The following is a 23350-nucleotide window of genomic DNA, read 5'->3' on the forward strand; positions in this document are numbered from 1 at the left end:
AGCGCGAGGATATGTAAATAAGAATAAACAACGGGACGGGATGGAGAAAAAAACGGCATTACGGCCACGATCTATCCCCTCTCCCTGTGGGAGAGGGTTAAGGTGAGGACATCAGGCCGTGCGCGCCACCGCATCACGCGAGGCCGCCTCACGCTCGTCACCGGTCAACTCGCTCAGCTTGCCATCGCGCATCTCCAGCAAACGGTCGGCGTGAATGAAGTAGTGATCGTCGTGGCTAATGGCGAAAATGGTTTTGCCCATCTCCTGCATCAGCGGCAGCAGCACCTGATAGAACTCACGGCGGAAGTGGGGATCCTGATCCGCCGCCCATTCGTCCAGCAGAATGATATCGCGCTCTTCCGCCAGCGCCAGCAGCAGCGCCACGCGCTTCTTCTGCCCTTTAGAGAGCTTCAGGTTGAGAATTTTACCGTCCTGAAGCTCCAGCTTGTGCGACATCTGCAGCTGTGCCAGCCATTTTTCCACCAGCACAGGATTGGCCTGCTGCCCTTCAGGGCCGAGCAGCCGATCGAACAGCCAGACGTCGGTAAATACCGCCGAAAAGAGCTTGCGGTAGTCCTCAGGTTTCCCGGCACTCAGCGCCTTACCATCCAGCAAAATCTCGCCCGACTGCGGCTGGTAGAGTCCGGTGAGCAGCATCGCCAGCGTGGATTTACCGCTGCCGTTACCGCCGATGAGGAACAGCAGTTCGCCGCGGTGAATCGTCAGGTTGACCGGCCCCACGGAGAAGGCGTTGTCCTGATAGCGAAACGTCACGTCGCGCAGCTCCAGCGTCTGCCAGCCCGGGAAGGCTTGCGGGCGCGGGAATTCCGCCTTAAATGGCGCGAGGTCGAATTTTTTGAGCTTGTTAAACGCCACCTGCGCACTCAGCAAGGTGGGCAATGCGCCGACCGCCGAGAGCAGCGGCGTGCGTAAAAACAGCAGCGTCAGTGAGTAGGTTGCCGCCACGTTGGTGTCCGCCCAGCCCAGGCTGTTCGCCATCCAGAATACCAGGCCAATGGCACCCAGCATCATGATATTTGACCAGTTCACCGCGCTCAGGTGGAAAGTATCGGCGCGGATGATGTGATGCCGATATTCGCGCGCGTCCGGGATATAGAGGTGATTGAAGATATACTCGGCGCGCTCGCGGTTCAGGGTCAGCTCCTTGCGGCCTTCCAGCACCGTCTGGTAATCGTTATACAGTTTATCTTCCGTTTCGCGCAGCACCGCCATGTGTTTATAGACGCGTGACACCAGCACAAAGCCGCCCCAGATGGTAATGGCAATCCACAGAGCGGTCACCGCCAGCATTTTACTGGAGAGCCAGGCAAGATAAGCCGCCGAGCCAAAGGTCAGAATGATCCCCTGCACCAGCTCCGGCAGACGAACAAACGCGATGGTGATAGCCCGCACGTCGCTGGTCAGCCCCGCCAGCAGGGAGGCGCTGCCAAGTTGCTCTACCCGTTCAACCTGAGTGTCCAGGATCCGCTTGATAAATTCGCTGCGCAAACGGAAAACGAAATGGTGGCCGAGCGCGGTTAGCGCCAGCTGAGAGCCAAGCGTAACCGCCATCAACAGCAGCAGCAGGCCGAGAAACTCTGGCAAAACAGAGAGTGAGGTATCGACCATTTCAATCAACCGCACGTTAATAAACGCGATCAGGCCAATACCCAATGCGGCGCTGGCAAGGCTTAACGCCATGACGGCAATGAAGGGCCAGCGATACTGACGCCAGACAAGGAGAAGTAGTTGCATGCAGGCAATCCGGACAATAAAAATCAGCCAGCAGTGTAAACTGCCCGGCGTGTACATCAAGAATAATTCTTATTTTTGTTTACTAAACCCTGCCTGGCGAAACGTCAGGTTAAAACGGTACTCGCCAGTGAGGGGATGCACCCCGGGTTTCAGAGGCTGAATGCCGTGATAATACAGCCGCGATTCCCTGCCCCACACCACCACGTCGCCATGCTCCAGCATAATGCGTTTGAGCGGATCGTTACGGCGTAATCCGCCAAACTGGAAGACGGCAGGAAGCCCTAACGATACCGAGACGATGGGCGCGCGGAGATCGGGTTCATCTTTATCCTGATGCAGGGAGAGTTTCGCGCCGACGGCGTAGCGGTTAATCAGGCAGGCATCCGGTCGGAAGTCAGGATAATCAGCGGCAACGGCAGCCTCGTGGCAGAGAGCCTGAAAAACCGCAGGCATCGGGGGCCACGGCTGGCCGGTCGCGGGATCGTTAGGCGCATACAGGTAGCCTCGTTCATTCGTCGCCCACCCTAATTCGCCGCAGTTCGCCATGGCCACCGACATCGTGTAACCGCCCGGCGTGACCATATGGCGAAACGGGGAAACCGCCGTCACCTCTTCTATACCCGCAAGCAGCGCCGCCGCACGGGAGAGCGCGAAGCGACGCAAAATAACCGCCCCCGGTGCCAGTGGTTCCTGCCAGGGTTCCGCATCTGCAAAAAGATCGAGCATTATCCCTCCTGGCGTTTCGCCTCACGTTTTAGCAATAGCGCTTTTCGCGCCGTCCCCCATCGGTAACCCGACAGTGCGCCATCGTTACGGACAACGCGGTGACAGGGGATCACAATCGCCAGCCTGTTTGCCGCACAGGCTCCCGCGACGGCACGTACCGCGTTGGGTTGTCCAATCGCCTGCGCCACCTGCTGATAACTTGCCGTTTCACCGCAGGGAATTTCACGAAGGGCCTGCCAGACTCGCTGCTGGAACGCGGTTCCGCGTATATCCAGCGGCAGTTCAAGCGGCGCTGCGCGGTTATCAATACTGGCAATCACCTGGCGGATACGCTGCGCGAAGGCATCTTCCTGCGGCGCGGGCTCTGCTTTTGGAAACAGCGTCGCCAGCTCCCCGGCTAATTCGGCATCGTCGTCACCGAGCAGTATTGCGCAAATCCCCCGCTCGCTTTCAGCAACCAGACAGCGTCCTAATGAGCAGTCATTGATGGCGTACTGCACCGCCACGTCGCCTTTGCGGTACTGTTTCGCCGTCATACCCAGCGCATCTGTGGCTTTACGATAATAGCTGCTGCTGTCGGGAAAGCCTGCGGCCAGCACGGCATCGGTAACGGTATCCCCCTGGGCAAGCGCCGTGCGCAGACGTTGACCGCGCGCCGCCTGCTGCCAGGCTTTTGGCGTCATTCCGGTGACGGACTTAAACAGCCGGTGGAAGTGAAAAGGACTCATGGCCACCTGCTGCGCCAGACCGTCCAGCGTTAACGCAGGATCCTGCTCCAGAAGGCGACAGGCGTGCTCCACTTTCGCCAGCTTCTGCTGCTGCGGATCGCGTTTATCCGGCATACAGCGCTTGCACGGGCGAAACCCAGCCTCAATGGCATGGTGAACATCAGGATAAAAGTGGACGTTTTTTCGCAGGGCGTGACGTGCCCGGCATGACGGACGACAGACAATCCCCGTCGTTTGCACGGCAAAGACAAACTGATCGTCAGCACGCGGATCGCGAGCCAGTACAGCCTGCCAGCGATCCTCATCGGTCATATAGGTTGGATTTTTCATCATCAGCTCCTCTTACAAGCATACCTGTAGCGTGCCTGAGTGCCACTGATAAAAAACCCGCAACCTTGCTTTTTAATTTTTGTCGCTCACCAGGAAACTGTTGAACTGCGGCGAGCTCCAGGTTTTGAACTCGTCGCCCTCTTTGGTGATCATGTACACCGCCAGCCCTTCCTGACGAGCCACCTCTTTCGCTTTTTCCGGGCCGAGGACCATTAAGCCGGTATCCCAGGCATCGGCTTCCAGCGCCGTCGGCGCAATCACCGTCACCGAGACCAGATTATGCGCGATCGGCCGCCCGGTCTGCGGATCAATAACATGCGAGATGCGCTTCCCGTCAAGCTCGTAATAGTTACGGTAACTCCCGGAGGTGCTGATGCCATGTCCGTTGATATCGACTATCGCCTGCACGGCATTTTGCCGATCGGTCGGTTTTTGAATCGCTACGCGCCACGGTTTATCGCTGGCGTTCATGCCCCGGCTGACTAACGCACCGCCCACGGAGACCAGATAGCGCGAAATGCCTTCCTGCGTCATCAGCGCGGCAAGGTGATCCGCCGCGTAGCCTTCCCCTACCGTCGACAGATCGACAAACAGATCGGGGATATCTTTTTGCAGGTACTGTTGGCCGTACTGATTGATCACCGTCAGATGCTGCAGCCCTGTCCGGGCACGGGCATCATCAATAGCCGCCTGATCGGGCGTCGCCACCGGCTGTTTATTCGGGCCAAATCCCCAGAGGTTCACCAGCGGCCCGACGGTCACGTCCATCGCACCGTTGGTTTTATATCCCACGCGAATGGACTCGGTGACGATATCAGCCATCGCTTCACTCACCGGCCACAGAGACGTACTGGTGGAGAGGTTAAAGCGCATCAGCGCCGAGTCATTTTTGTAGGTCGACAGCAGCTGATCGTCGGCGTCCAGCTGAGCCTGGATTTTGCCGCGAAGTTCTTCCGTGCGCGTTTTATCGAGATTCATCACGCTCACGCGCCAGAAGGTGCCCATCGTTTTGCCTTCCAGCACCGTGGCAGCGGGTGCGTCGGTTTTCGCCACGGGGGCGGGATCGTTACATGCGGTCAGGAAAAAAAGCATAGCCAGAAAGCTGGCGCGTAAAAAAGTCATATCCATTCATTATTATCCTCATGCCAGGGCGGCAAGAGTACACCAAAACGGGTCAATTGTGAGATCCAAAAACACGCACAAAAAAGGGGCCATCAGGCCCCTGAGTCATACTACGACGCGATTAGAACTGGTAAACCAGACCCAGCGCGACGATATCATCAGTACCGATACCGGCCTGACGGGTGAACTCATTTTCATCAACCAGGTTGATTTTGTAATCCACGTAGGTGGACATGTTTTTGTTGAAGTAGTAAGTCGCACCCACATCAACATATTTCAGCAGATCCTGGTCGCCATACCCTTCGATGTCCTTACCTTTAGACTGCAGGTAAGCCACGGATGGACGCAGGCCGAAGTCGAACTGGTACTGAGCAACCACTTCGAAGTTCTGCGCTTTGTTAGCGAAACCGTAGATATCGCTGCTGCTCTGAGAGTTGCCGAAACGTGTTGCGTTATAAGTCTGAGAGTACTGCGCGGCCAGATAGATGTTGTTGGCATCGTATTTCAGGCCACCCGTATAGACTTCGGCGTGATCGCCTTCGCCTTTCAGGGCTGGGTTAGCCGTGTTGTTCTGATCGGCGGTACGTTTGGAAGAAGACATTGCACCACCGATGCTGAAGCCTTCGCCCAGGTTATAGGTCAGGGACGCACCGTAACCGTCGCCGTTCTGTTTCAGGGTGCTACGACCGGTGTCGTTTTCACCGCTTACGCTACCGTTTTTACCCTGATACTGCAGAGCAAAGTTCAGGCCATCCACCAGACCAAAGAAGTCCTGGTTACGGTAGGTTGCCACGCCGTTAGCACGAGATTGCAGGAAGTTGTCTGCACCGTAGGTATCACCACCAAATTCTGGCAGCACGTCAGTCCAGGATGTTACGTCGTAGATCACACCGTAGTTACGACCGTAATCGAAAGAACCCGCTTCAGCGAATTTCAGACCAGCAAACGCCACACGGGTCCAGGCCTGGTTGTCGCTTTCTGTTGTGTTGCCCTGGATCTGGTATTCCCACTGGCCGTAACCGGTCAGCTGATCGTTAACCTGAGTTTCGCCTTTGAAGCCAAGACGCATGTAGGTCTGGTCACCGTCAGCACTCTTGTCGTCAGAGAAATAGTGCAGACCATCAACTTTGCCGTACAGATCTAATTTGTTGCCATCTTTGTTATAAATTTCAGCCGCATTTGCTGCGCCTGCTACCAGTAGTGCTGGTACCAGGAGGGACAGTACTTTAACTTTCATTTTATTAACCCTCTGTTATATGCCTTATAATTGCCACTGCTTACTGGCTAACCCTCATTAACCAGTCGGCAATTTCATTCTCCGCAAAATTACAGAATAATCCAATGCGAATATGATACGAAAACTTTGAAGATGTTTCATTCATCTATCAACATGTTTCAAAATGTTAATATCAAGGAACTTTTACAAAGCACAAATAGCTTAGAAAATTAGCATTTATTATCAAAATTAATATTATTCCATTAAATTTCAATTGGTTGAGATATAAATCGTTACAGCACTGAATGACAAAACAAGATCGCACCTAATCTCTAAAATAACTCTCGCTATCATCATTAACTTTATTTATTACCGTCATTCAGTTTTGAATGTCTGTTTATCCCTAATTGAGCCGAATGCATCGCATTCGGTTTTTTTTTACCCTTCTTTACGTAACTTTTCTTTTTATGTGCTACCAGCACGAAATTGTAACGACTATTAACTAATCCCGTTACGAGGGTCAACCAACGTGTAAAAATTCAGCAGAAACTTAATTTCTTGTTAATTCGTGCTATTTACTGGCGAGAAGTTTCTTTTATTTGTACACGCATCGTGAACTTGTACACTTTTAACGCACATCGCCTCTTCCTCAGTGTTCCCTGAAAAAGTCGCCTGTTCCAGGCCAGTGGCGCTGGAAATTCAGGTATTACCCTTTATACTGCCCTATCGCCACAGAGCACGACCATTACGGGTTAAAGATATCAATGAGTCAGACTGAAACTACCGCCCCGAGCAAATTCTCCCTTCTTCCCGGGAGCATCACCCGTTTCTTTCTTCTTTTGATCGTTGTGTTATTAGTCACCCTGGGCGTGATGGTGCAGAGCGCGGTAAACGCCTGGCTGAAGGACAAGAGCTACCAGGTGGTTGATATCACTCATGCCGTCCACAAGCGCATTGATACCTGGCGCTACGCCACCTGGCAGATTTACGACAATATTGCCGCAGCGCCTGCAAGCGCATCGGGGGATGGGCTTCAGGAGACCCGGCTTAAGCAGGATGTCTACTATCTCGAAAAACCGCAGCGTAAGACTGAGGCGCTTATCTTTGGCTCTCACGACAGCGCAACGCTTGAGATGACGCAGCGTATTTCAACCTATCTGGATACCCTCTGGGGTGCCGAGACGGTGCCGTGGTCGATGTACTATCTGAATGGTCAGGACAACAGCATGATCCTGATCTCGACGCTGCCATTGAAAGATCTCTCTTCTGGTTTTAAAGAGACGACCGTTGGCGGCATTGTCGATTCCCGCCGTGCAGAAATGCTGCAGCAGGCGAATGCCCTTGATGAGCGTGAAAGTTTCTCATCGCTGCGCCGCCTGGCCTGGCAAAATGGTCACTATTTTACCCTGCGTACCACGTTCAACCAGCCGGGACATCTGGCGACGGTCGTGGCGTTTGATTTGCCTATTAATGATTTGATCCCGCCGGATATGCCGCTCGACAGCTTCCGTATGGAGCCAGACAGCAGTACCCAGAACATGCGCGCGGCGTCCGACAAAGAGGCCGCAGAGAGCGTCACCATCTCCTTTAACGGCTCGAAAATTGAAATTGCCTCGTCACTGAACTCAACCGGCATGCGCCTGGTGTGGCAGGTACCGTTTGGCACCCTGCTGCTCGATACCCTGCAAAATATTTTGCTGCCGTTGCTGCTGAATATCGGCCTGCTGGCGCTGGCCCTGTTTGGCTACAGCACCTTCCGCTTCCAGCCGGGACGTCAGAGCGACGCCTCTGCGGTCACCGCGGGCAACACGAATGAACTTCGCGTGTTACGCGCGCTCAATGAAGAGATTGTTTCCGTACTGCCGCTGGGCGTATTAGTCCACGATCAGGAAGCGAACCGCACGGTGATGAGCAATAAAATTGCAGACCATCTGCTGCCGCATCTTAACCTGCAGAACATCACCACCATGGCGGATCAGCACCAGGGGGTTATTCAGGCCACCATCAATAATGAACTGTACGAGATCCGTCAGTTCCGCAGTCAGGTAGCCCCACGCACGCAAATCTTCATTATCCGCGACCAGGATCGCGAAGTGCTGGTGAATAAGAAACTCAAGCAGGCGCAAAGGCTGTATGAGAAGAACCAGCAGGGGCGCGCCGCCTTTATGCAGAATATTGGCGACGCCTTCAAACAGCCATTAAAAACGCTGGCAACCCAGGCGGCGGCGTTAAACACCTCTGAAAGCCACCAGCTAGCCTGCCAGGCCGACTCGCTGGTTCGTATGGTGGATGAGATCCAGTTAGCGAACATGCTGGAGAATGATTTCTGGAAAGGTACGCCTTCCCTCTTCTCCATTCAGGATCTGATCGATGAAGTGGTTCCGGAAGTCCTGCCGGTGATCAAGCGTAAAGGTCTGCAGCTGCTGATCAACAACCATTTACCGGCAAATGACGAACGCCATGGCGATCGCGAAGCGCTACGTCGCATTCTGCTGATGATTATTCAGTATGCCGTGACCACCACGCAGATCGGCAAGATCACCCTCGAAGTGAGCACCGACGAGTCGGCAGAAGATCGCCTGACGTTCCGCATTCTGGACACCGGTGAAGGCGTCACGACGAGTGAAATTGATAATCTGCACTTCCCGTTCCTGAATGACACACAAAGCGATCATTACGGTAAGGCTAATGCCCTGACCTTCTGGCTGTGCGATCAGCTGGCGCGTAAGCTCGGCGGCCACCTGAATATCAAAGCACGTGAATCGCTCGGCACTCGCTACTCTCTGCACGTGAAAATGGCCGTCAATCCGCAGGAAGAAGATGAAGAGCGCCTGCTGGATGACGTGGTGGCGATGGTGGATGTGACCTCAAACGAGATTCGCAACATCGTGGTGCGTCAGTTAGAAAACTGGGGCGCGGCCTGCATCACGCCGGATGAACGACTGGCAAGTCAAGAATTTGATCTGTTTTTAACGGATAATCCGTCTAATCTTACTGCCTCGGGCTTGCTTTTAAGCGATGATGAGTCAGGCGTGCGGAAAATCGGCCCTGGCCAGCTGCGCGTCAACTTTAATATAAGCAATGCGATGCAGGAAGCTGTACTACAACTAATAGAAGAGCAGCTGGCGCAGGATGAGATAACGGAATCCCCGTTAGGCGGCAATGAAAACGCCGAGCTTCACGCCAGCGGATACTATTCACTCTTTGTTGATACAGTACCAGATGATGTTAAGCGGTTGTATACTGAGTCCGCTGCGAATGATTTTGCAGCGCTGGCGCAGACAGCACACCGGCTTAAAGGGGTGTTTGCCATGCTTAATCTGGTTCCCGGCAAGCAGTTATGTGAAACGCTGGAACATCTAATTCGTGAGAAAGATGCCTCTGGCATTGAAAAATACATCAGCGACATTGACGACTACGTCAAAAGCTTGCTGTAGCAAGGTAGCCTTATACATGAACAATATGAACGTAATTATTGCCGATGACCATCCGATTGTACTGTTCGGTATTCGCAAATCGCTTGAACAGATCGAGTGGGTGAATGTAGTCGGTGAATTTGAAGACTCTACAGCACTGATCAATAACCTCCCAAAGCTTGATGCGCACGTGCTCATTACCGATCTCTCCATGCCTGGAGATAAGTACGGTGATGGGATTACGCTCATCAAATATATCAAACGTCACTTCCCGGACATCTCGATCATTGTTCTGACCATGAACAACAACCCGGCGATCCTGAGCGCCGTGCTGGATCTGGACATCGAAGGGATTGTGCTGAAACAAGGCGCACCGACCGATCTGCCAAAAGCGCTCGCTGCGCTGCAGAAAGGCAAGAAGTTCACGCCTGAGAGCGTCTCTCGTCTGCTGGAAAAAATCAGCGCGGGTGGCTACGGTGACAAACGTCTGTCACCGAAAGAGAGCGAAGTTCTGCGCCTGTTCGCTGAAGGTTTCCTGGTGACCGAGATTGCCAAGAAGCTGAACCGCAGTATTAAAACCATCAGCAGCCAGAAGAAATCCGCAATGATGAAGCTGGGTGTGGACAACGATATTGCCCTGCTGAACTATCTCTCCTCCGTGACGCTGAGCGCAACGGACAAGGATTGATCACCGCAGTAAATGCCGGGTGGTGTTCGCGCAAGCGAAGCGCCGCCGGGCAAATAAAAAAGGCCCGAAAGGGCCTTTTTTAGATCCTCGTTTTCCTGACGCGTTCCGCATAGACCGACAAGGTCTGCTTCAGCACGTCCAGCGTGACCGGTTTCGACAGACAGCTGTCCATGCCTGACTCCAGGCATCGCTGTTTCTCTTCCGCCAGCGCGTTCGCCGTGACGCCCACCACCGGCAACGTCAGGCCAAGCTGGCGGATACGTTGCGTCAGACGGTAGCCGTCCATGTTAGGCATGTTGACGTCACTGAGAACGATATCAATATGATTTTTACTCAGCACATTCAGCGCATCCACGCCGTCATTGGCCGTTTTGCACTGGTAGCCAAGCGACCCGAGCTGGTCTGCCAGCAGTCGGCGGTTAATCGGATGGTCATCCACGACCAGAATCATCATATCGTCATTCACTGACGCCAGACCTTCCGGTGACGGCAATTCACCGGCTCCGTCGTTCTCTTCCAGCTGCACTTTGTAGATGCGTGCCAGCAGGCTCAACAGCTCATGCGGCGTGGCGACACTGTGTACCCACTCTCCCGGCGCACGTTCAACCGGTATGCCAATGTGGCGACGACAGAAGAGTACCGTTCCTCTCCCCTGCCACGCCTGTTCCGGCATCTCGTCGGCGATCAGCACGTCATCCGCGTCCGGCGTCTGGTCTTCATAGCGGCACACCCTCACGCCGCTATGGGTAAGCAGCGCCGTCAGGTAATCATTCAGCGAAGCGTTATTCACCGCCAGCCAGCAGCGCTTATCGCTCAGCCCGTCAACCGTCGCTTTTGCCGGATACTGCGCCGAATAGAGCGGAATACGGATGGTGAACTGGCTACCCATGCCGGGCTCGGTATCCACCGAGATATCACCGTCCATCATGCTGACGAGCTTCTCACAAATCGCCAGCCCCAGACCGGTACCCTGGAAGTTACGCTGCACGCCGGTGCCGACCTGGAAAAACGGGTCGAACAGGCGAACCACTTCTTTCGCCGGGATGCCTACACCCGTGTCACGGACGCGAATGCTCAGGTAATCCCCCGCCCGGCAGACGTGTAACACGATACAGCCAATATCGGTGAATTTGATGGCGTTGCTAAGTAGGTTAGAGATGACCTGCTGCAGGCGCATCGGATCGCCGTGCAGCGTCAGCGGCACATCCGGTTCAATAAAGCAGTAGAGACCCAGCTGTTTACGCACCACCAGCGGCAGATAGTTGGCGCTGATGTGGTTCATCACTTCACGCGGCGAAAACTCCCGCGGTTCGATTTTCAACTGCTCAGACTCAATTTTAGAGAAATCGAGAATATCGCTGATGATTTTCAGCAGCAGGCTGGAGGAGTTGTTCATCGCCGTCACCAGCCTGTCGACCCCTTTCGGCAGCTCTTTCGTCTGCAACAGGTCGAGGTTACCGATAATCCCGTACAGTGGCGTACGCAACTCGTGGCTGACGGTGGCAAGGAACATAGATTTCGACTGGCTGGCCTGCTCCGCCGCCTGCGCCATCTCCTGCAACGACTCCTCCATCTTCACGCGTGCGGAGACATCCACCAGCACGCAAATCGCCACGTTTTCATTACGATAGCGGGAGTGAACAAAGCTGATCTGCAGGTTGGTATGGGTGCTGGTGAGCACGTCGACAAAGTTTACCTGCTGACCGCAGATGATTTGCGTCAGCCTTTGACGATCCTCATGCGTCAGCATGTTCAGATAGTTGTGCGCCAGCTCGTTACTCAGGATGTTGGTCCCGTCCTGAGTACGCAGAATACAGATCCCCACCGGTGCGGAGGCGACTATCTTACGGTTAAACTGCTCGTGCTCTTCCAGACGCTGGGCGTCGCTTTCGGCGGGAATAAAGATTCTTCGCTCATACATGCGCGCCAGCGTAAACAGCGCCCCTCCCACCAGCAGGTTGAGCAGAATTGCATTCATAATCAGAATGCGTATCCGCTCCAGCACCATATCGACCGGCAGCGAGTAGACGATACTCAGCGACGACGGTGGCAGGCTTTTTTTCAGCACCAGCTCACGAAAGCCGGAGGTGTAACCAAACCACGAGCGTTCCTGCATCCAGTGCGGATCGACGTTCAAACGGTTATCCGGCCCGGCAAGCGAGATCAGCTGATGTCCGTTTTCATCCAGAATGGTCACACCCATCGGCAGGCTGCCTGGGGTGAAGAAGTTTTCCATGCGGATGGTCTGCTCAATGCCCAGCAGCGCCTGCAGGCGGTTACCGAGGTAAACCGGCGTCAGCGCGTAGAAATAGCCCACGCCCATGCGCGGTCCCTGGCTAATCCAGAAGATGTTATTCACGCGCTCGTCCTGCGGCGCATTGCGATATTTCACAATACGCTCATGCAGGCTTTTCAGCGCATCATCACGCTCGACGGGCACATCGCGCAGGCCGAAGTCAGCCATGCAGAGATTTTCGCTGCCAATCAGGAAGACGCGATTGAGATCGTAGGCGGCGGAAAAATTGTCGCGCCAGTAGCGCATAAACCAGGCGAGGGATTCCAGCGACCCGCGCCAGGTGTTGCTCATGGTGGAGCAGTCGGAGTCCGGGAACAGCGGCTGGAATTCCGGCACTTCGGTTTTGTCATTACGCCCGCGAAGCGCCAGGATGCCGTTTTCCGCCGTCAGTCGGTTTTCGGCAATATACTTCAGCTCCTTCATTACATCAGATGTTCGCTGAATGTAACGCTGGGCCTGATCGGAGCTTAAATTAAACTCCTGGCGGATCTCCGCTTCTTTCTTGTGCAGCGCGTTGACGATGTAGAACACCGACAGCAGGACCACCAGCAACCAAAGCAGGAGCGCCAGCGCCCGGAACAGATAGCGAGAAACTTTCAGCGTGGTACGAAAGGAGACGAGGTATTTCAAAGGGGCGAGGCTCCGCCGTCGGGGTCAAAAGAATGTGGTTAAGGTAGCGGTAAACGCGGCTTGCCGCAACGTTCACTTGTCTGCTTACGTAAAAGAAAAGGGCCGGAATCCGGCCCTTTTTGCGTCAGGAGACATTACTCGTCAGCGTCATCCGCTGCATCATCGTCGGTGTCCGCTTCCGGCGCGATTTCATCGTCACCTTCCGCAACGCTACCGTCGATGGAATCGAGCTCTTCGTCATCCACCGGCTCAGCCACGCGCTGCAGACCCACCACGTTTTCATCTTCCGCAGTACGGATGAGGATAACGCCCTGGGTGTTACGACCCACCACGCTGATCTCAGATACGCGTGTACGCACCAGCGTACCGGCATCAGTGATCATCATGATCTGGTCGGCATCATCGACCTGTACCGCACCCACAACGGAACCGTTGCGCTCGGTAACCTTAATAGAGATAACGCCCTGCGTGCCACGTGATTTGGTCGGGTATTCGCTTTCCGCGGTACGTTTACCGTAACCGTTCTGGGTGACGGTCAGGATTGCACCTTCGCCGCGAGGAACGATCAGGGAAACAACGGAATCTTCACCCGCCAGTTTGATACCGCGTACACCGGTCGCTGTACGACCCATTGCGCGCACGGCGTTCTCTTTGAAGCGCACCACTTTACCAGCCGCAGAGAACAGCATGACTTCATCAGAACCGGAGGTCAGATCCACACCGATCAGCTCGTCGCCTTCGTTCAGGTTCACCGCGATGATCCCGGCGGAACGTGGACGGCTGAACTCGGTCAGCGCGGTTTTCTTCACGGTACCGCTGGCGGTCGCCATAAAGACGTTCACGCCCTCTTCGTACTCGCGTACCGGCAGAATGGCGGTGATACGTTCGTTCGCTTCCAGCGGCAGCAGGTTGACGATTGGACGACCACGCGCGCCACGGCTCGCTTCAGGCAGCTGATAGACTTTCATCCAGTACAGACGGCCACGGCTGGAGAAGCAGAGGATCGTGTCGTGGGTGTTGGCCACCAGCAGACGGTCAATAAAGTCTTCTTCTTTAATACGTGCCGCAGACTTGCCCTTGCCGCCACGACGCTGTGCTTCGTAGTCGGTCAACGGCTGATACTTCACATAGCCCTGGTGAGACAGGGTGACCACCACATCTTCGCGGTTGATCAGATCTTCAATGTTGATATCAGAGCTGTTCGCGGTGATTTCGGTGCGGCGCTCGTCGCCAAACTGGTCGCGGACCAGCTCCAGCTCTTCGCGGATCACTTCCATCAGGCGCTCTGCGCTGCCCAGAATGTGCAGCAGCTCGGCAATTTGCTCCAGCAGCTCTTTGTATTCGTCGAGCAGTTTTTCATGCTCAAGGCCGGTCAGTTTCTGCAGACGCAGATCCAGAATCGCCTGGGCCTGCTGTTCAGTCAGGTAGTACTGACCGTCACGTACGCCGAACTCAGGTTCCAGCCACTCAGGACGCGCCGCGTCATCACCCGCACGCTCCAGCATCGCCGCCACGTTACCCAGATCCCACGGACGGGATACCAGTCCGGCTTTTGCTTCTGCCGGGGTTGGCGCGCGACGGATCAGTTCAATGATCGGGTCGATGTTGGCCAGCGCAACCGCCAGCGCTTCAAGGATGTGCGCACGGTCGCGCGCTTTGCGCAGTTCAAAGATGGTACGGCGGGTCACCACTTCGCGGCGGTGACGCACGAACGCGCTCAGGATCTCTTTCAGGTTCATGATCTTCGGCTGACCATGGTGCAGTGCCACCATGTTGATACCGAAGGAGACCTGAAGCTGAGTCTGGGAGTACAGATTGTTCAGTACAACCTCACCCACCGCGTCGCGTTTGATCTCAATCACGATGCGCATACCGTCTTTGTCAGACTCGTCACGCAGCGCGCTGATGCCTTCAACACGTTTTTCTTTTACCAGCTCGGCGATTTTTTCAATCAGACGGGCTTTGTTCACCTGATACGGGATCTCGTGAACAATAATGGTTTCACGGCCGGTTTTAGCGTCCGCTTCCACTTCGGCGCGGGCACGGATGTAAATCTTGCCGCGACCGGTGCGGTACGCTTCTTCAATACCGCGACGACCGTTGATGATCGCCGCCGTCGGGAAGTCCGGGCCCGGGATGTGCTCCATCAGCCCTTCAATGCTGATGTCTTCATCTTCGATATAGGCCAGGCAGCCGTTGATCACTTCCGTGATGTTGTGCGGCGGAATGTTAGTTGCCATACCCACGGCGATACCGGACGAGCCGTTCACCAGCAGGTTAGGGATTTTCGTCGGCATGACGTCAGGGATTTTTTCCGTGCCGTCGTAGTTATCAACGAAATCAACCGTCTCTTTTTCCAGGTCGGCCATCAGCTCATGGGCAATCTTCGCCAGACGGATTTCCGTATAACGCATTGCCGCGGCGGAGTCGCCGTCGATAGAACCAAAGTTACCCTGACCATCTACCAGCATGTAACGCAGCGAGAATGGCTGCGCCATACGGACGATAGTGTCGTACACCGCGGAATCACCATGGGGATGGTATTTACCGATTACGTCACCAACGACACGGGCAGATTTTTTGTAGGCTTTATTCCAGTCATTGCCCAATACGTTCATGGCGTATAGTACGCGACGGTGTACCGGCTTCAGGCCATCGCGGACGTCCGGCAGCGCACGGCCAACAATGACCGACATCGCATAGTCCAGATAGGAGCTCTTCAGCTCTTCCTCGATGTTAACCGGTGTAATTTCTCTCGCAAGGTCGCTCATCTAACCGCTATCCCTCTACTGTATCCCGGATTCAAAGGTCGCAAATTATAACACAGCCGCAGTGATTGAGGTAAACCTATACGCTTTATTCATGGGGATTGCCTGATATACTCCTTTGTCTTGCTAAATAAGGAGTAAAAGCGCCCATGAATGCCGAAAAATCCCCGGTGGCTCACAACGTTGACCACGAAGAGATTGCCAAATTTGAAGCGGTGGCGTCCCGCTGGTGGGATCTCGAAGGTGAGTTCAAACCGCTGCATCGCATTAACCCGCTGCGTCTGGGCTATATCGCGGAGCGTTCCGGCGGCCTGTTCGGTAAGAAGGTGCTTGATGTCGGCTGCGGCGGCGGCATCCTGGCGGAGAGCATGGCGCGCGAAGGCGCGACGGTCACCGGTCTGGATATGGGCTTTGAACCCTTGCAGGTGGCCCGTCTCCATGCGCTGGAGTCAGGGATCCAGGTTGAATACGTGCAGGAAACCGTGGAAGAACACGCGGCAAAACATGCCCACCAGTATGATGTGGTGACCTGCATGGAGATGCTGGAACACGTTCCCGATCCGCAATCCGTGGTGAACGCCTGCGCAAAACTGGTGAAACCGGGCGGTCAGGTCTTCTTCTCAACCATCAACCGTAACGGTAAAGCCTGGCTGATGGCCGTCGTCGGCGCGGAATATGTGCTGCGCATGGTGCCAAAAGGCACGCACGACGTGAAGAAATTCATTAAGCCAGCGGAGCTGTTAAGCTGGGTTGACGAGACGTGGCTTAAAGAGCAGCACATTACCGGCCTGCACTACAATCCATTGACCGATAAATTCAAACTCGCCCCGGGCGTAGATGTTAACTATATGTTGCATACAACCGCCAAAAACGACTAACGTCATTCGTTCTTCTTATAAAGATTGCGCGACATCATGTTGCGCAATTCTGCCCTCCCGTTGAAGAAATCAGCACTCGATCAAATTTTGAATTTTTTTTCTTAATTATTGACATGTCGTCCAGGCCTTACGGTACGAGGACTTAGCCTTTTTTACCCTTTCACAACCTCAATTTAACGTCAAAATCAACCCTTGTGCTGAAAAGATTCGATACTAGAATACTCACCATATAGCGTTTTTCTTATCGCAAACCCCCTATATGTAGTATTTATCCACAGAGTTAGTCACAAGACGGTTCTGTGGATAAACGGGGGATATTTTTTATTTCACGGACAGGTAAAACCCACATGAATCAGAGTCTGCTGGTGACAAAGCGCGACGGGACGACCGAGCGTATCAATCTGGACAAAATCCATCGAGTTCTCGACTGGGCAGCAGAAGGACTGAACAACGTATCTATCTCCCAGGTTGAACTGCGTTCCCACATTCAGTTCTACGACGGCATCAAAACGTCTGATATCCACGAAACGATTATCAAAGCAGCGGCAGATCTGATCTCCCGCGACGCACCGGATTATCAGTACCTTGCTGCACGTCTGGCGATTTTCCACCTGCGTAAAAAAGCCTACGGCCAGTTTGAGCCGCCTGCGCTTTACGATCACGTGGTGAAAATGGTTGAGCTGGGCAAATACGACACGCATCTGCTGGAAGACTATACGGAAGAAGAGTTCGAGCAGATGAACGGGTTTATCGATCACTGGCGCGATATGAATTTCTCCTATGCGGCGGTGAAGCAGCTCGAAGGCAAATACCTGGTTCAGAACCGCGTTACCGGTGAGATCTACGAAAGCGCCCAGTTCCTCTATATTCTGGTGGCCGCCTGCCTGTTCTCAAACTACCCGCGTGACACCCGTCTGGATTACGTGAAGCGTTTCTACGATGCGGTATCGACGTTCAAGATTTCTCTGCCAACGCCAATCATGTCTGGCGTGCGTACCCCTACCCGTCAGTTCAGCTCCTGCGTACTGATCGAGTGTGGCGACAGCCTGGATTCCATCAATGCGACCTCCAGCGCCATTGTGAAATATGTCTCCCAGCGCGCCGGTATCGGCATCAACGCCGGTCGCATCCGTGCACTGGGCAGCCCGATTCGCGGCGGTGAAGCGTTCCACACCGGCTGTATCCCGTTCTACAAACACTTCCAGACGGCAGTGAAATCCTGCTCTCAGGGCGGCGTGCGCGGCGGTGCTGCGACCCTGTTCTACCCAATGTGGCACCTGGAAGTGGAAAGCCTGCTGGTGCTGAAAAACAACCGTGGCGTGGAAGGCAACCGCGTGCGTCACATGGACTACGGCGTACAGATCAACAAACTGATGTACACCCGTCTGCTGAAAGGGGAAGACATTACCCTGTTCAGCCCGTCCGACGTCCCGGGCCTGTACGACGCGTTCTTCGCCGATCAGGACGAGTTCGAGCGTCTGTACACCAAATATGAAAAAGACGACAGCATCCGCAAGCAGCGCGTGAAGGCGGTCGATCTGTTCTCCCTGATGATGCAGGAGCGTGCCTCTACCGGCCGTATCTACATCCAGAACGTTGACCACTGCAACACCCATAGCCCGTTTGATCCGGTGGTTGCGCCAGTACGCCAGTCTAACCTGTGCCTTGAGATCGCCCTGCCGACCAAGCCGCTGGAAGACGTGAACGACGAAAATGGCGAAATTGCGCTGTGTACGCTGTCTGCGTTCAACCTGGGTGCAATTAAAAGCCTGGACGAGCTGGAAGAGCTGGCCGTGCTGGCGGTTCGCGCGCTCGACGCCCTGCTGGACTACCAGGATTACCCAATTCCGGCCGCTAAACGTGGCGCGATGGGTCGTCGTACCCTGGGTATCGGCGTGATTAACTTCGCCTACTGGCTGGCGAAAAACGGTAAGCGTTACTCCGACGGCAGCGCCAATAACCTGACGCACCAGACGTTCGAAGCCATTCAGTATTACCTGATGAAAGCGTCTAACGAGCTGGCGAAAGAGCAAGGCGCATGCCCGTGGTTCAACGAAACCACCTATGCAAAAGGCATTCTGCCGATCGACACCTACAAGAAAGACCTGGATGCGATCGTCAGCGAGCCGCTACACCTTGACTGGGAAGGCCTGCGCGAGTCCATCAAGACTCACGGTCTGCGCAACTCCACGCTCTCTGCCCTGATGCCGTCTGAGACCTCTTCGCAGATCTCCAACGCCACTAACGGTATTGAGCCGCCGCGCGGCCACGTCAGCATTAAAGCGTCGAAAGACGGCGTGCTGCGTCAGGTGGTACCGGACTACGAAACACTCGGGAACAACTACGAGCTGCTGTGGGAAATGCCAAACAACGACGGCTACCTGCAGCTGGTGGGTATCATGCAGAAGTTTATCGACCAGTCGATCTCTGCCAATACCAACTATGACCCGACGCGTTTCCCGTCTGGCAAGGTACCGATGCAGCAGCTGTTGAAAGACCTGCTGACCGCCTACAAATTTGGCGTGAAAACGCTGTACTATCACAACACCCGTGACGGTGCAGAAGACGCGCAGGACGACATGGTACCGTCAATTCAGGACGATGGCTGCGAAAGCGGCGCATGTAAGATCTAAGCACTTCGCCGGGTGGCGCTACGCTTACCCGGCCTACGGTTTTGTAGGCCCGGCAAACGCAGTGTTGCCGGGCAATAAAATCTCAACAGGACTCACCGCAATGGCATACACCACATTTTCACAGACGAAAAACGACCAGCTCAAAGAGCCGATGTTCTTTGGCCAGCCGGTCAACGTGGCACGCTACGATCAGCAAAAATATGACATCTTCGAAAAGCTGATTGAAAAGCAACTCTCCTTCTTCTGGCGTCCGGAAGAAGTAGACGTCTCCCGCGATCGCATTGATTACCAGTCGCTGCCGGATCACGAAAAGCATATCTTCATCAGCAACCTGAAGTACCAGACGCTGCTGGATTCCATTCAGGGCCGTAGCCCGAACGTGGCACTGCTGCCGCTGATTTCCATTCCCGAGCTGGAAACCTGGGTGGAAACCTGGGCGTTCTCCGAGACGATTCACTCCCGCTCTTATACACACATCATCCGCAACATCGTGAACGATCCGGCGGTGGTGTTTGACGATATCGTCACCAACGAGCAGATCCAGAAGCGTGCGGAAGGCATTGCGCACTATTACGACGAACTGATCAAGATGACCAGCTACTGGCACCTGCTGGGCGAGGGTACGCATAACGTGAACGGTAAAACCGTTACCGTGAACCTGCGCGCGCTGAAAAAACAGCTGTACCTGTGCCTGATGAGCGTCAACGCGCTGGAAGCGATCCGCTTCTACGTGAGCTTCGCCTGCTCCTTCGCCTTTGCCGAGCGCAAGCTAATGGAAGGCAACGCCAAAATCATCCGTCTGATCGCCCGTGACGAAGCCCTGCACCTGACCGGCACCCAGCACATGCTGAACCTGCTGCGCAGCGGTACGGATGACCCGGAGATGGCGGAAATCGCCGAAGAGTGCAAGCAGGAGTGCTATGATCTGTTCGTGCTGGCGGCTCAGCAGGAGAAAGAGTGGGCAGACTACCTGTTCCGCGACGGTTCCATGATTGGCCTGAACAAAGACATTCTCTGCCAGTACGTTGAGTACATCACCAACATCCGTATGCAGGCTGTCGGTCTCGACCTGCCGTTCCAGACGCGTTCTAACCCAATCCCGTGGATCAACACCTGGCTGGTGTCCGATAACGTGCAGGTTGCGCCTCAGGAAGTGGAGGTGAGTTCTTACCTGGTCGGTCAGATTGATTCTGAAGTCAACACTGACGACCTGAGCGACTTCCAGCTCTGATGTCACGCGTCACGTTAAGTCTTTCCGGCACTGAGGTGCTGTGTCGGGAGGAGCACCCTTCTCTGCTGGTGGCGCTTGAGGCGCATCAGGTAGAAGTAGAGTACCAGTGTCGTTCCGGCTATTGCGGCTCCTGCCGCTGCCGTCTGGTCGCCGGCCAGGTGGACTGGCTGACCGAACCGCTGGCCTTTATCAACGAAGGGGAAATTTTACCCTGCTGCTGCCGGGCAAAAGGCGATATTGAGATCGAGATGTGATTGCCCTGGTTCCCTCTCCCTGTGGGAGAGGGTTAGGGTGAGGGCATCAGGCCGCAGAGCCTGATTGTCGGGTGGCGGCTTCGCCTTACCCGACCTGCCAAACCTACTTCCGGTGAATGAATTCGACCGCTTTATCCGGGAAATCCGTAAACAACCCGTCCACGCCCGCCTGGTTATACAACACCTCATAAAGCTGATTCACGTCCGTGGCATACGGCGGCAGCTGGTCTGCACGCACGGTATACGGATGGACCTGCATCTTGCTGGCATGCGCCTCTTTCACCATCGCCGTCAGCTTCACGTGACCCGGCGTGGAGCCTTCTGCCACCAACATGTGGTAATCCGGTCCGATGCCGTCAGCGTACTGCGCAATCTGCTTCATCGCGCCCGGCTTAAACATCCAGTCGTAGTTGTAGTTCACCCACTTCCCGTCTGGCTGTTTCTCCTGGGTTTCATTCCAGTCGGTGTAGGCAATCAGCTGCACCAGATTGAGATCCATCCCCATCTTCGGCTCCAGCTCGGTTTTAATGCGCTTCAGCTCGGCGGCGTCAAAACACTGCAGGTAAACTTTGTCCTTCTTGCTGGTGTAGCCGTACTGCTTCAGGACCTCCAGGGTTTTCGCGGCAATATCCTTCCCTTCCTGATGATGGAACCACGGCGCTTTGATTTCCGGGTAGATACCGATATTTTTACCGGTCGAGTGGTTCAGCCCCTGAACAAACTCTATCTCCTCCTGGAAGGTGTGAATACGGAAGTCAGATTTGCCCATCGGGAAACGTCCCGGATAGACCTGTAACTTCTTGCCGTTTTCAATCTCGAACCCTTCGGTAAACTTCAGGGAGCGGATCTCCGCCAGGGTGAAATCAATGGCGTAGAAACGGCCATCTTTACGCGCGCGGTCCGGGAAACGCTCCGCCACGTCCGTTACGCGGTCAAGATAGTGATCATGCAGGACGACCAGCTGGTCGTCCTTCGTCATCACCAGATCCTGCTCCAGATAATCCGCGCCCTGCGCATAGGCCATTGCTTTCGCCGGCAACGTATGCTCCGGCAGATAGCCGCTCGCGCCGCGGTGGGCAATCACGATTTTATCCGCCGCCAGCGCGGAGCCTGTCATCAGGCCCGCCAGCAGCAGACCGGTGGTTAAATGAGATAATTTCATGGTCATGTTCCTTATTGACGACGCGCCAGCACTTCAGCGTGGTGACGTTTCTCACCGATCATTACGACAATCAACAGCAGTACCGCCAGCACGCTACCGCCAATCATCACCATAAAGCCGCCGTCCCAACCGAAGAAGTCCACGGTGTAGCCCACGATGGCGCTCGCCGCGACTGAACCGCCCAGGTAGCCGAACAGACCGGTAAAGCCTGCCGCCGTGCCCGCCGCTTTTTTCGGTGCCAGTTCCAGGGCATGCAGGCCAATCAGCATGACCGGGCCATAAATCAGGAAGCCGATGACGATCATACAGGCCATGTCTACGCCCGGGTTGCCCGGCGGGTTGAGCCAGTACACCACGGTGGCGATGGTCACCAGGGTCATGAAGAACACGCCTGTTGCACCACGGTTACCTTTAAACACTTTGTCCGACATCCAGCCGCAGATCAGCGTGCCCGGGATCCCCGCGTATTCATACAGGAAGTAGGCCCAGGAGGATTTATCCAGCGCGAAGTGTTTCACCTCTTTCAGGTAGGTCGGTGACCAGTCCAGAATGCCGTAACGCAGCAGATAAACGAACACGTTGGCCACCGCGATGTACCACAGCAGTTTGTTAGGCAGCACGTACTTCATGAAGATCTGCTTCGCGGTCAGCTCTTCTTCGTGCTTCTCGCTGTAATCATCCGGATAGTCGTCTTTATACTCTTCAATCGGCGGCAGGCCGCAGGATTGCGGCGTATCGCGCATCAGCGCGAAGGCAATAATCGCCACCAGAATGGCGCCAAACGCAGGCATGTAGAGCGCAGCGTGCCAGTCGTTGAACCAGGCCATCCCCAGCAGGAACAGCAGCGGCGGAATACCGCCACCCACGTTATGCGCGCAGTTCCACACCGACACAATGCCGCCGCGCTCTTTCTGCGACCACCAGTGCACCATGGTACGTCCGCATGGCGGCCATCCCATCCCCTGGAACCAGCCACAGAGGAACAGCAGCACGAACATAACGGCAATGCTGGAGGTTGCCCACGGCACAAAACCCATGAACAACATCACCGCAGCCGCCAGAATCAGACCGGCGGGCAGAAACACGCGCGGATTCGAGCGATCTGACACGGACCCCATAATGAACTTGGAAAAACCATACGCGATAGAGATCCCCGACAGCGCGAACCCCAGATCGCCGCGTGAAAAGCCCTGCTCCACCAGATACGGCATGGCGAGCGCAAAGTTTTTACGCACAAGATAGTACGCCGCGTACCCGAAGAAGATCCCCAGGAAAATTTGCCAACGCAGACGACGGTATAGCGGATCAATCTCTGCCTCTGGCAGACGCGCCCGATGCGGCGCGGGTTTGAAAATACTGAGCATGACAGCCTCCGTGGCCTTGAATTGAATGAGCAGGTGGCTCGCACCTGAATTCCAGAGCCGGGGATGTTAAGAAATCATGGTGATTGTTACTGTGAATCAACGCACAGATTGTTACAGAAATATGACAGAATGCGCAAAAAAGCGCATGAAAGC

Annotated in this window: 15 protein-coding genes; 6 read left to right on the plus strand and 9 right to left on the minus strand. The window is 54.9% G+C overall.

All coding sequences use genetic code 11. The features are described from left to right. Nucleotides 1-111: 111 nt before the first annotated feature. From ACOTYN_RS06915 to ACOTYN_RS06935, 5 genes are all read right to left on the minus strand, one after another. Complete coding sequence (locus tag ACOTYN_RS06915; RefSeq protein ID WP_071922031.1) at nucleotides 112-1755, minus strand: multidrug ABC transporter permease/ATP-binding protein; 1644 nt, start codon at nucleotides 1753-1755, stop codon at nucleotides 112-114. A 69-nt stretch (nucleotides 1756-1824) separates the two neighbouring features. Continuing rightward, nucleotides 1825-2481 (minus strand): DNA oxidative demethylase AlkB, encoded by a 657-nt coding sequence (alkB, locus tag ACOTYN_RS06920; protein ID WP_023330945.1) that lies wholly within the window; start codon nucleotides 2479-2481, stop codon nucleotides 1825-1827. After that, nucleotides 2481-3539 carry a bifunctional DNA-binding transcriptional regulator/O6-methylguanine-DNA methyltransferase Ada gene (gene ada, locus ACOTYN_RS06925; protein ID WP_071922025.1) on the minus strand — a complete coding sequence of 353 codons (1059 nt, stop codon included), beginning with the start codon at nucleotides 3537-3539 and terminating at the stop codon, nucleotides 2481-2483. The genes alkB and ada overlap by 1 nt, the downstream gene beginning before the upstream one ends. Nucleotides 3540-3611: 72 nt before the next feature. Next, nucleotides 3612-4667 (minus strand): FAD:protein FMN transferase ApbE, encoded by a 1056-nt coding sequence (apbE, locus tag ACOTYN_RS06930; protein WP_332957050.1) that lies wholly within the window; start codon nucleotides 4665-4667, stop codon nucleotides 3612-3614. A gap of 115 nt (nucleotides 4668-4782) precedes the next feature. After that, the gene (locus tag ACOTYN_RS06935) at nucleotides 4783-5898 is read right to left on the minus strand and encodes a porin OmpC (protein WP_014884606.1); all 1116 of its coding nucleotides are present in this window, start codon (nucleotides 5896-5898) and stop codon (nucleotides 4783-4785) included. A 743-nt stretch (nucleotides 5899-6641) separates the two neighbouring features. On the opposite strand from ACOTYN_RS06935, the gene rcsD reads away from it, so the two are divergent. Beyond that, complete coding sequence (gene rcsD / locus ACOTYN_RS06940) at nucleotides 6642-9314, plus strand: phosphotransferase RcsD (RefSeq protein WP_014884607.1); 2673 nt, start codon at nucleotides 6642-6644, stop codon at nucleotides 9312-9314. A gap of 16 nt (nucleotides 9315-9330) precedes the next feature. Further along, entirely contained in the window at nucleotides 9331-9981 is a 651-nt protein-coding gene (gene rcsB, locus ACOTYN_RS06945; RefSeq protein ID WP_003859405.1) for a response regulator transcription factor RcsB, read from the plus strand. Nucleotides 9982-10060: 79 nt separating this feature from the next. On the opposite strand, the gene rcsC is transcribed toward rcsB, so the two are convergent. Together rcsC and gyrA are read right to left on the minus strand one after the other, a co-directional pair. Further along, complete coding sequence (gene rcsC, locus ACOTYN_RS06950) at nucleotides 10061-12907, minus strand: two-component system sensor histidine kinase RcsC (RefSeq protein ID WP_332957051.1); 2847 nt, start codon at nucleotides 12905-12907, stop codon at nucleotides 10061-10063. Between the two features lie 134 nt (nucleotides 12908-13041). Further along, nucleotides 13042-15678 carry a DNA topoisomerase (ATP-hydrolyzing) subunit A gene (gene gyrA, locus ACOTYN_RS06955; protein WP_014884608.1) on the minus strand — a complete coding sequence of 879 codons (2637 nt, stop codon included), beginning with the start codon at nucleotides 15676-15678 and terminating at the stop codon, nucleotides 13042-13044. A 146-nt stretch (nucleotides 15679-15824) separates the two neighbouring features. Between gyrA and ubiG the strand changes: the two genes are divergently transcribed. From ubiG to yfaE, 4 genes are all read left to right on the plus strand, one after another. Beyond that, complete coding sequence (ubiG, locus tag ACOTYN_RS06960) at nucleotides 15825-16553, plus strand: bifunctional 2-polyprenyl-6-hydroxyphenol methylase/3-demethylubiquinol 3-O-methyltransferase UbiG (protein WP_023330949.1); 729 nt, start codon at nucleotides 15825-15827, stop codon at nucleotides 16551-16553. 347 nt (nucleotides 16554-16900) lie between these two features. After that, entirely contained in the window at nucleotides 16901-19186 is a 2286-nt protein-coding gene (gene nrdA / locus ACOTYN_RS06965; RefSeq protein WP_014884610.1) for a class 1a ribonucleoside-diphosphate reductase subunit alpha, read from the plus strand. 100 nt (nucleotides 19187-19286) lie between these two features. Continuing rightward, a complete protein-coding gene (nrdB, locus tag ACOTYN_RS06970) occupies nucleotides 19287-20417 on the plus strand; it encodes a class Ia ribonucleoside-diphosphate reductase subunit beta (protein ID WP_059372078.1) in 1131 nt (376 codons plus the stop codon). Further along, on the plus strand, nucleotides 20417-20671 hold the full coding sequence (gene yfaE, locus ACOTYN_RS06975; RefSeq protein ID WP_008500234.1) for a class I ribonucleotide reductase maintenance protein YfaE: 255 nt from the start codon (nucleotides 20417-20419) through the stop codon (nucleotides 20669-20671). The genes nrdB and yfaE overlap by 1 nt, the downstream gene beginning before the upstream one ends. Before the next feature lie 103 nt (nucleotides 20672-20774). On the opposite strand, the gene glpQ is transcribed toward yfaE, so the two are convergent. Further along, complete coding sequence (gene glpQ / locus ACOTYN_RS06980; RefSeq protein ID WP_059372080.1) at nucleotides 20775-21833, minus strand: glycerophosphodiester phosphodiesterase; 1059 nt, start codon at nucleotides 21831-21833, stop codon at nucleotides 20775-20777. Nucleotides 21834-21844: 11 nt separating this feature from the next. Then, a complete protein-coding gene (glpT, locus tag ACOTYN_RS06985; protein ID WP_014884613.1) occupies nucleotides 21845-23197 on the minus strand; it encodes a glycerol-3-phosphate transporter in 1353 nt (450 codons plus the stop codon). Nucleotides 23198-23350 lie beyond the last annotated feature (153 nt).

Origin of the sequence: Enterobacter cloacae complex sp. IR5458 (genome assembly GCF_049238025.1) — a bacterium.
Taxonomy (GTDB): Bacteria; Pseudomonadota; Gammaproteobacteria; order Enterobacterales; family Enterobacteriaceae; genus Enterobacter; species Enterobacter kobei.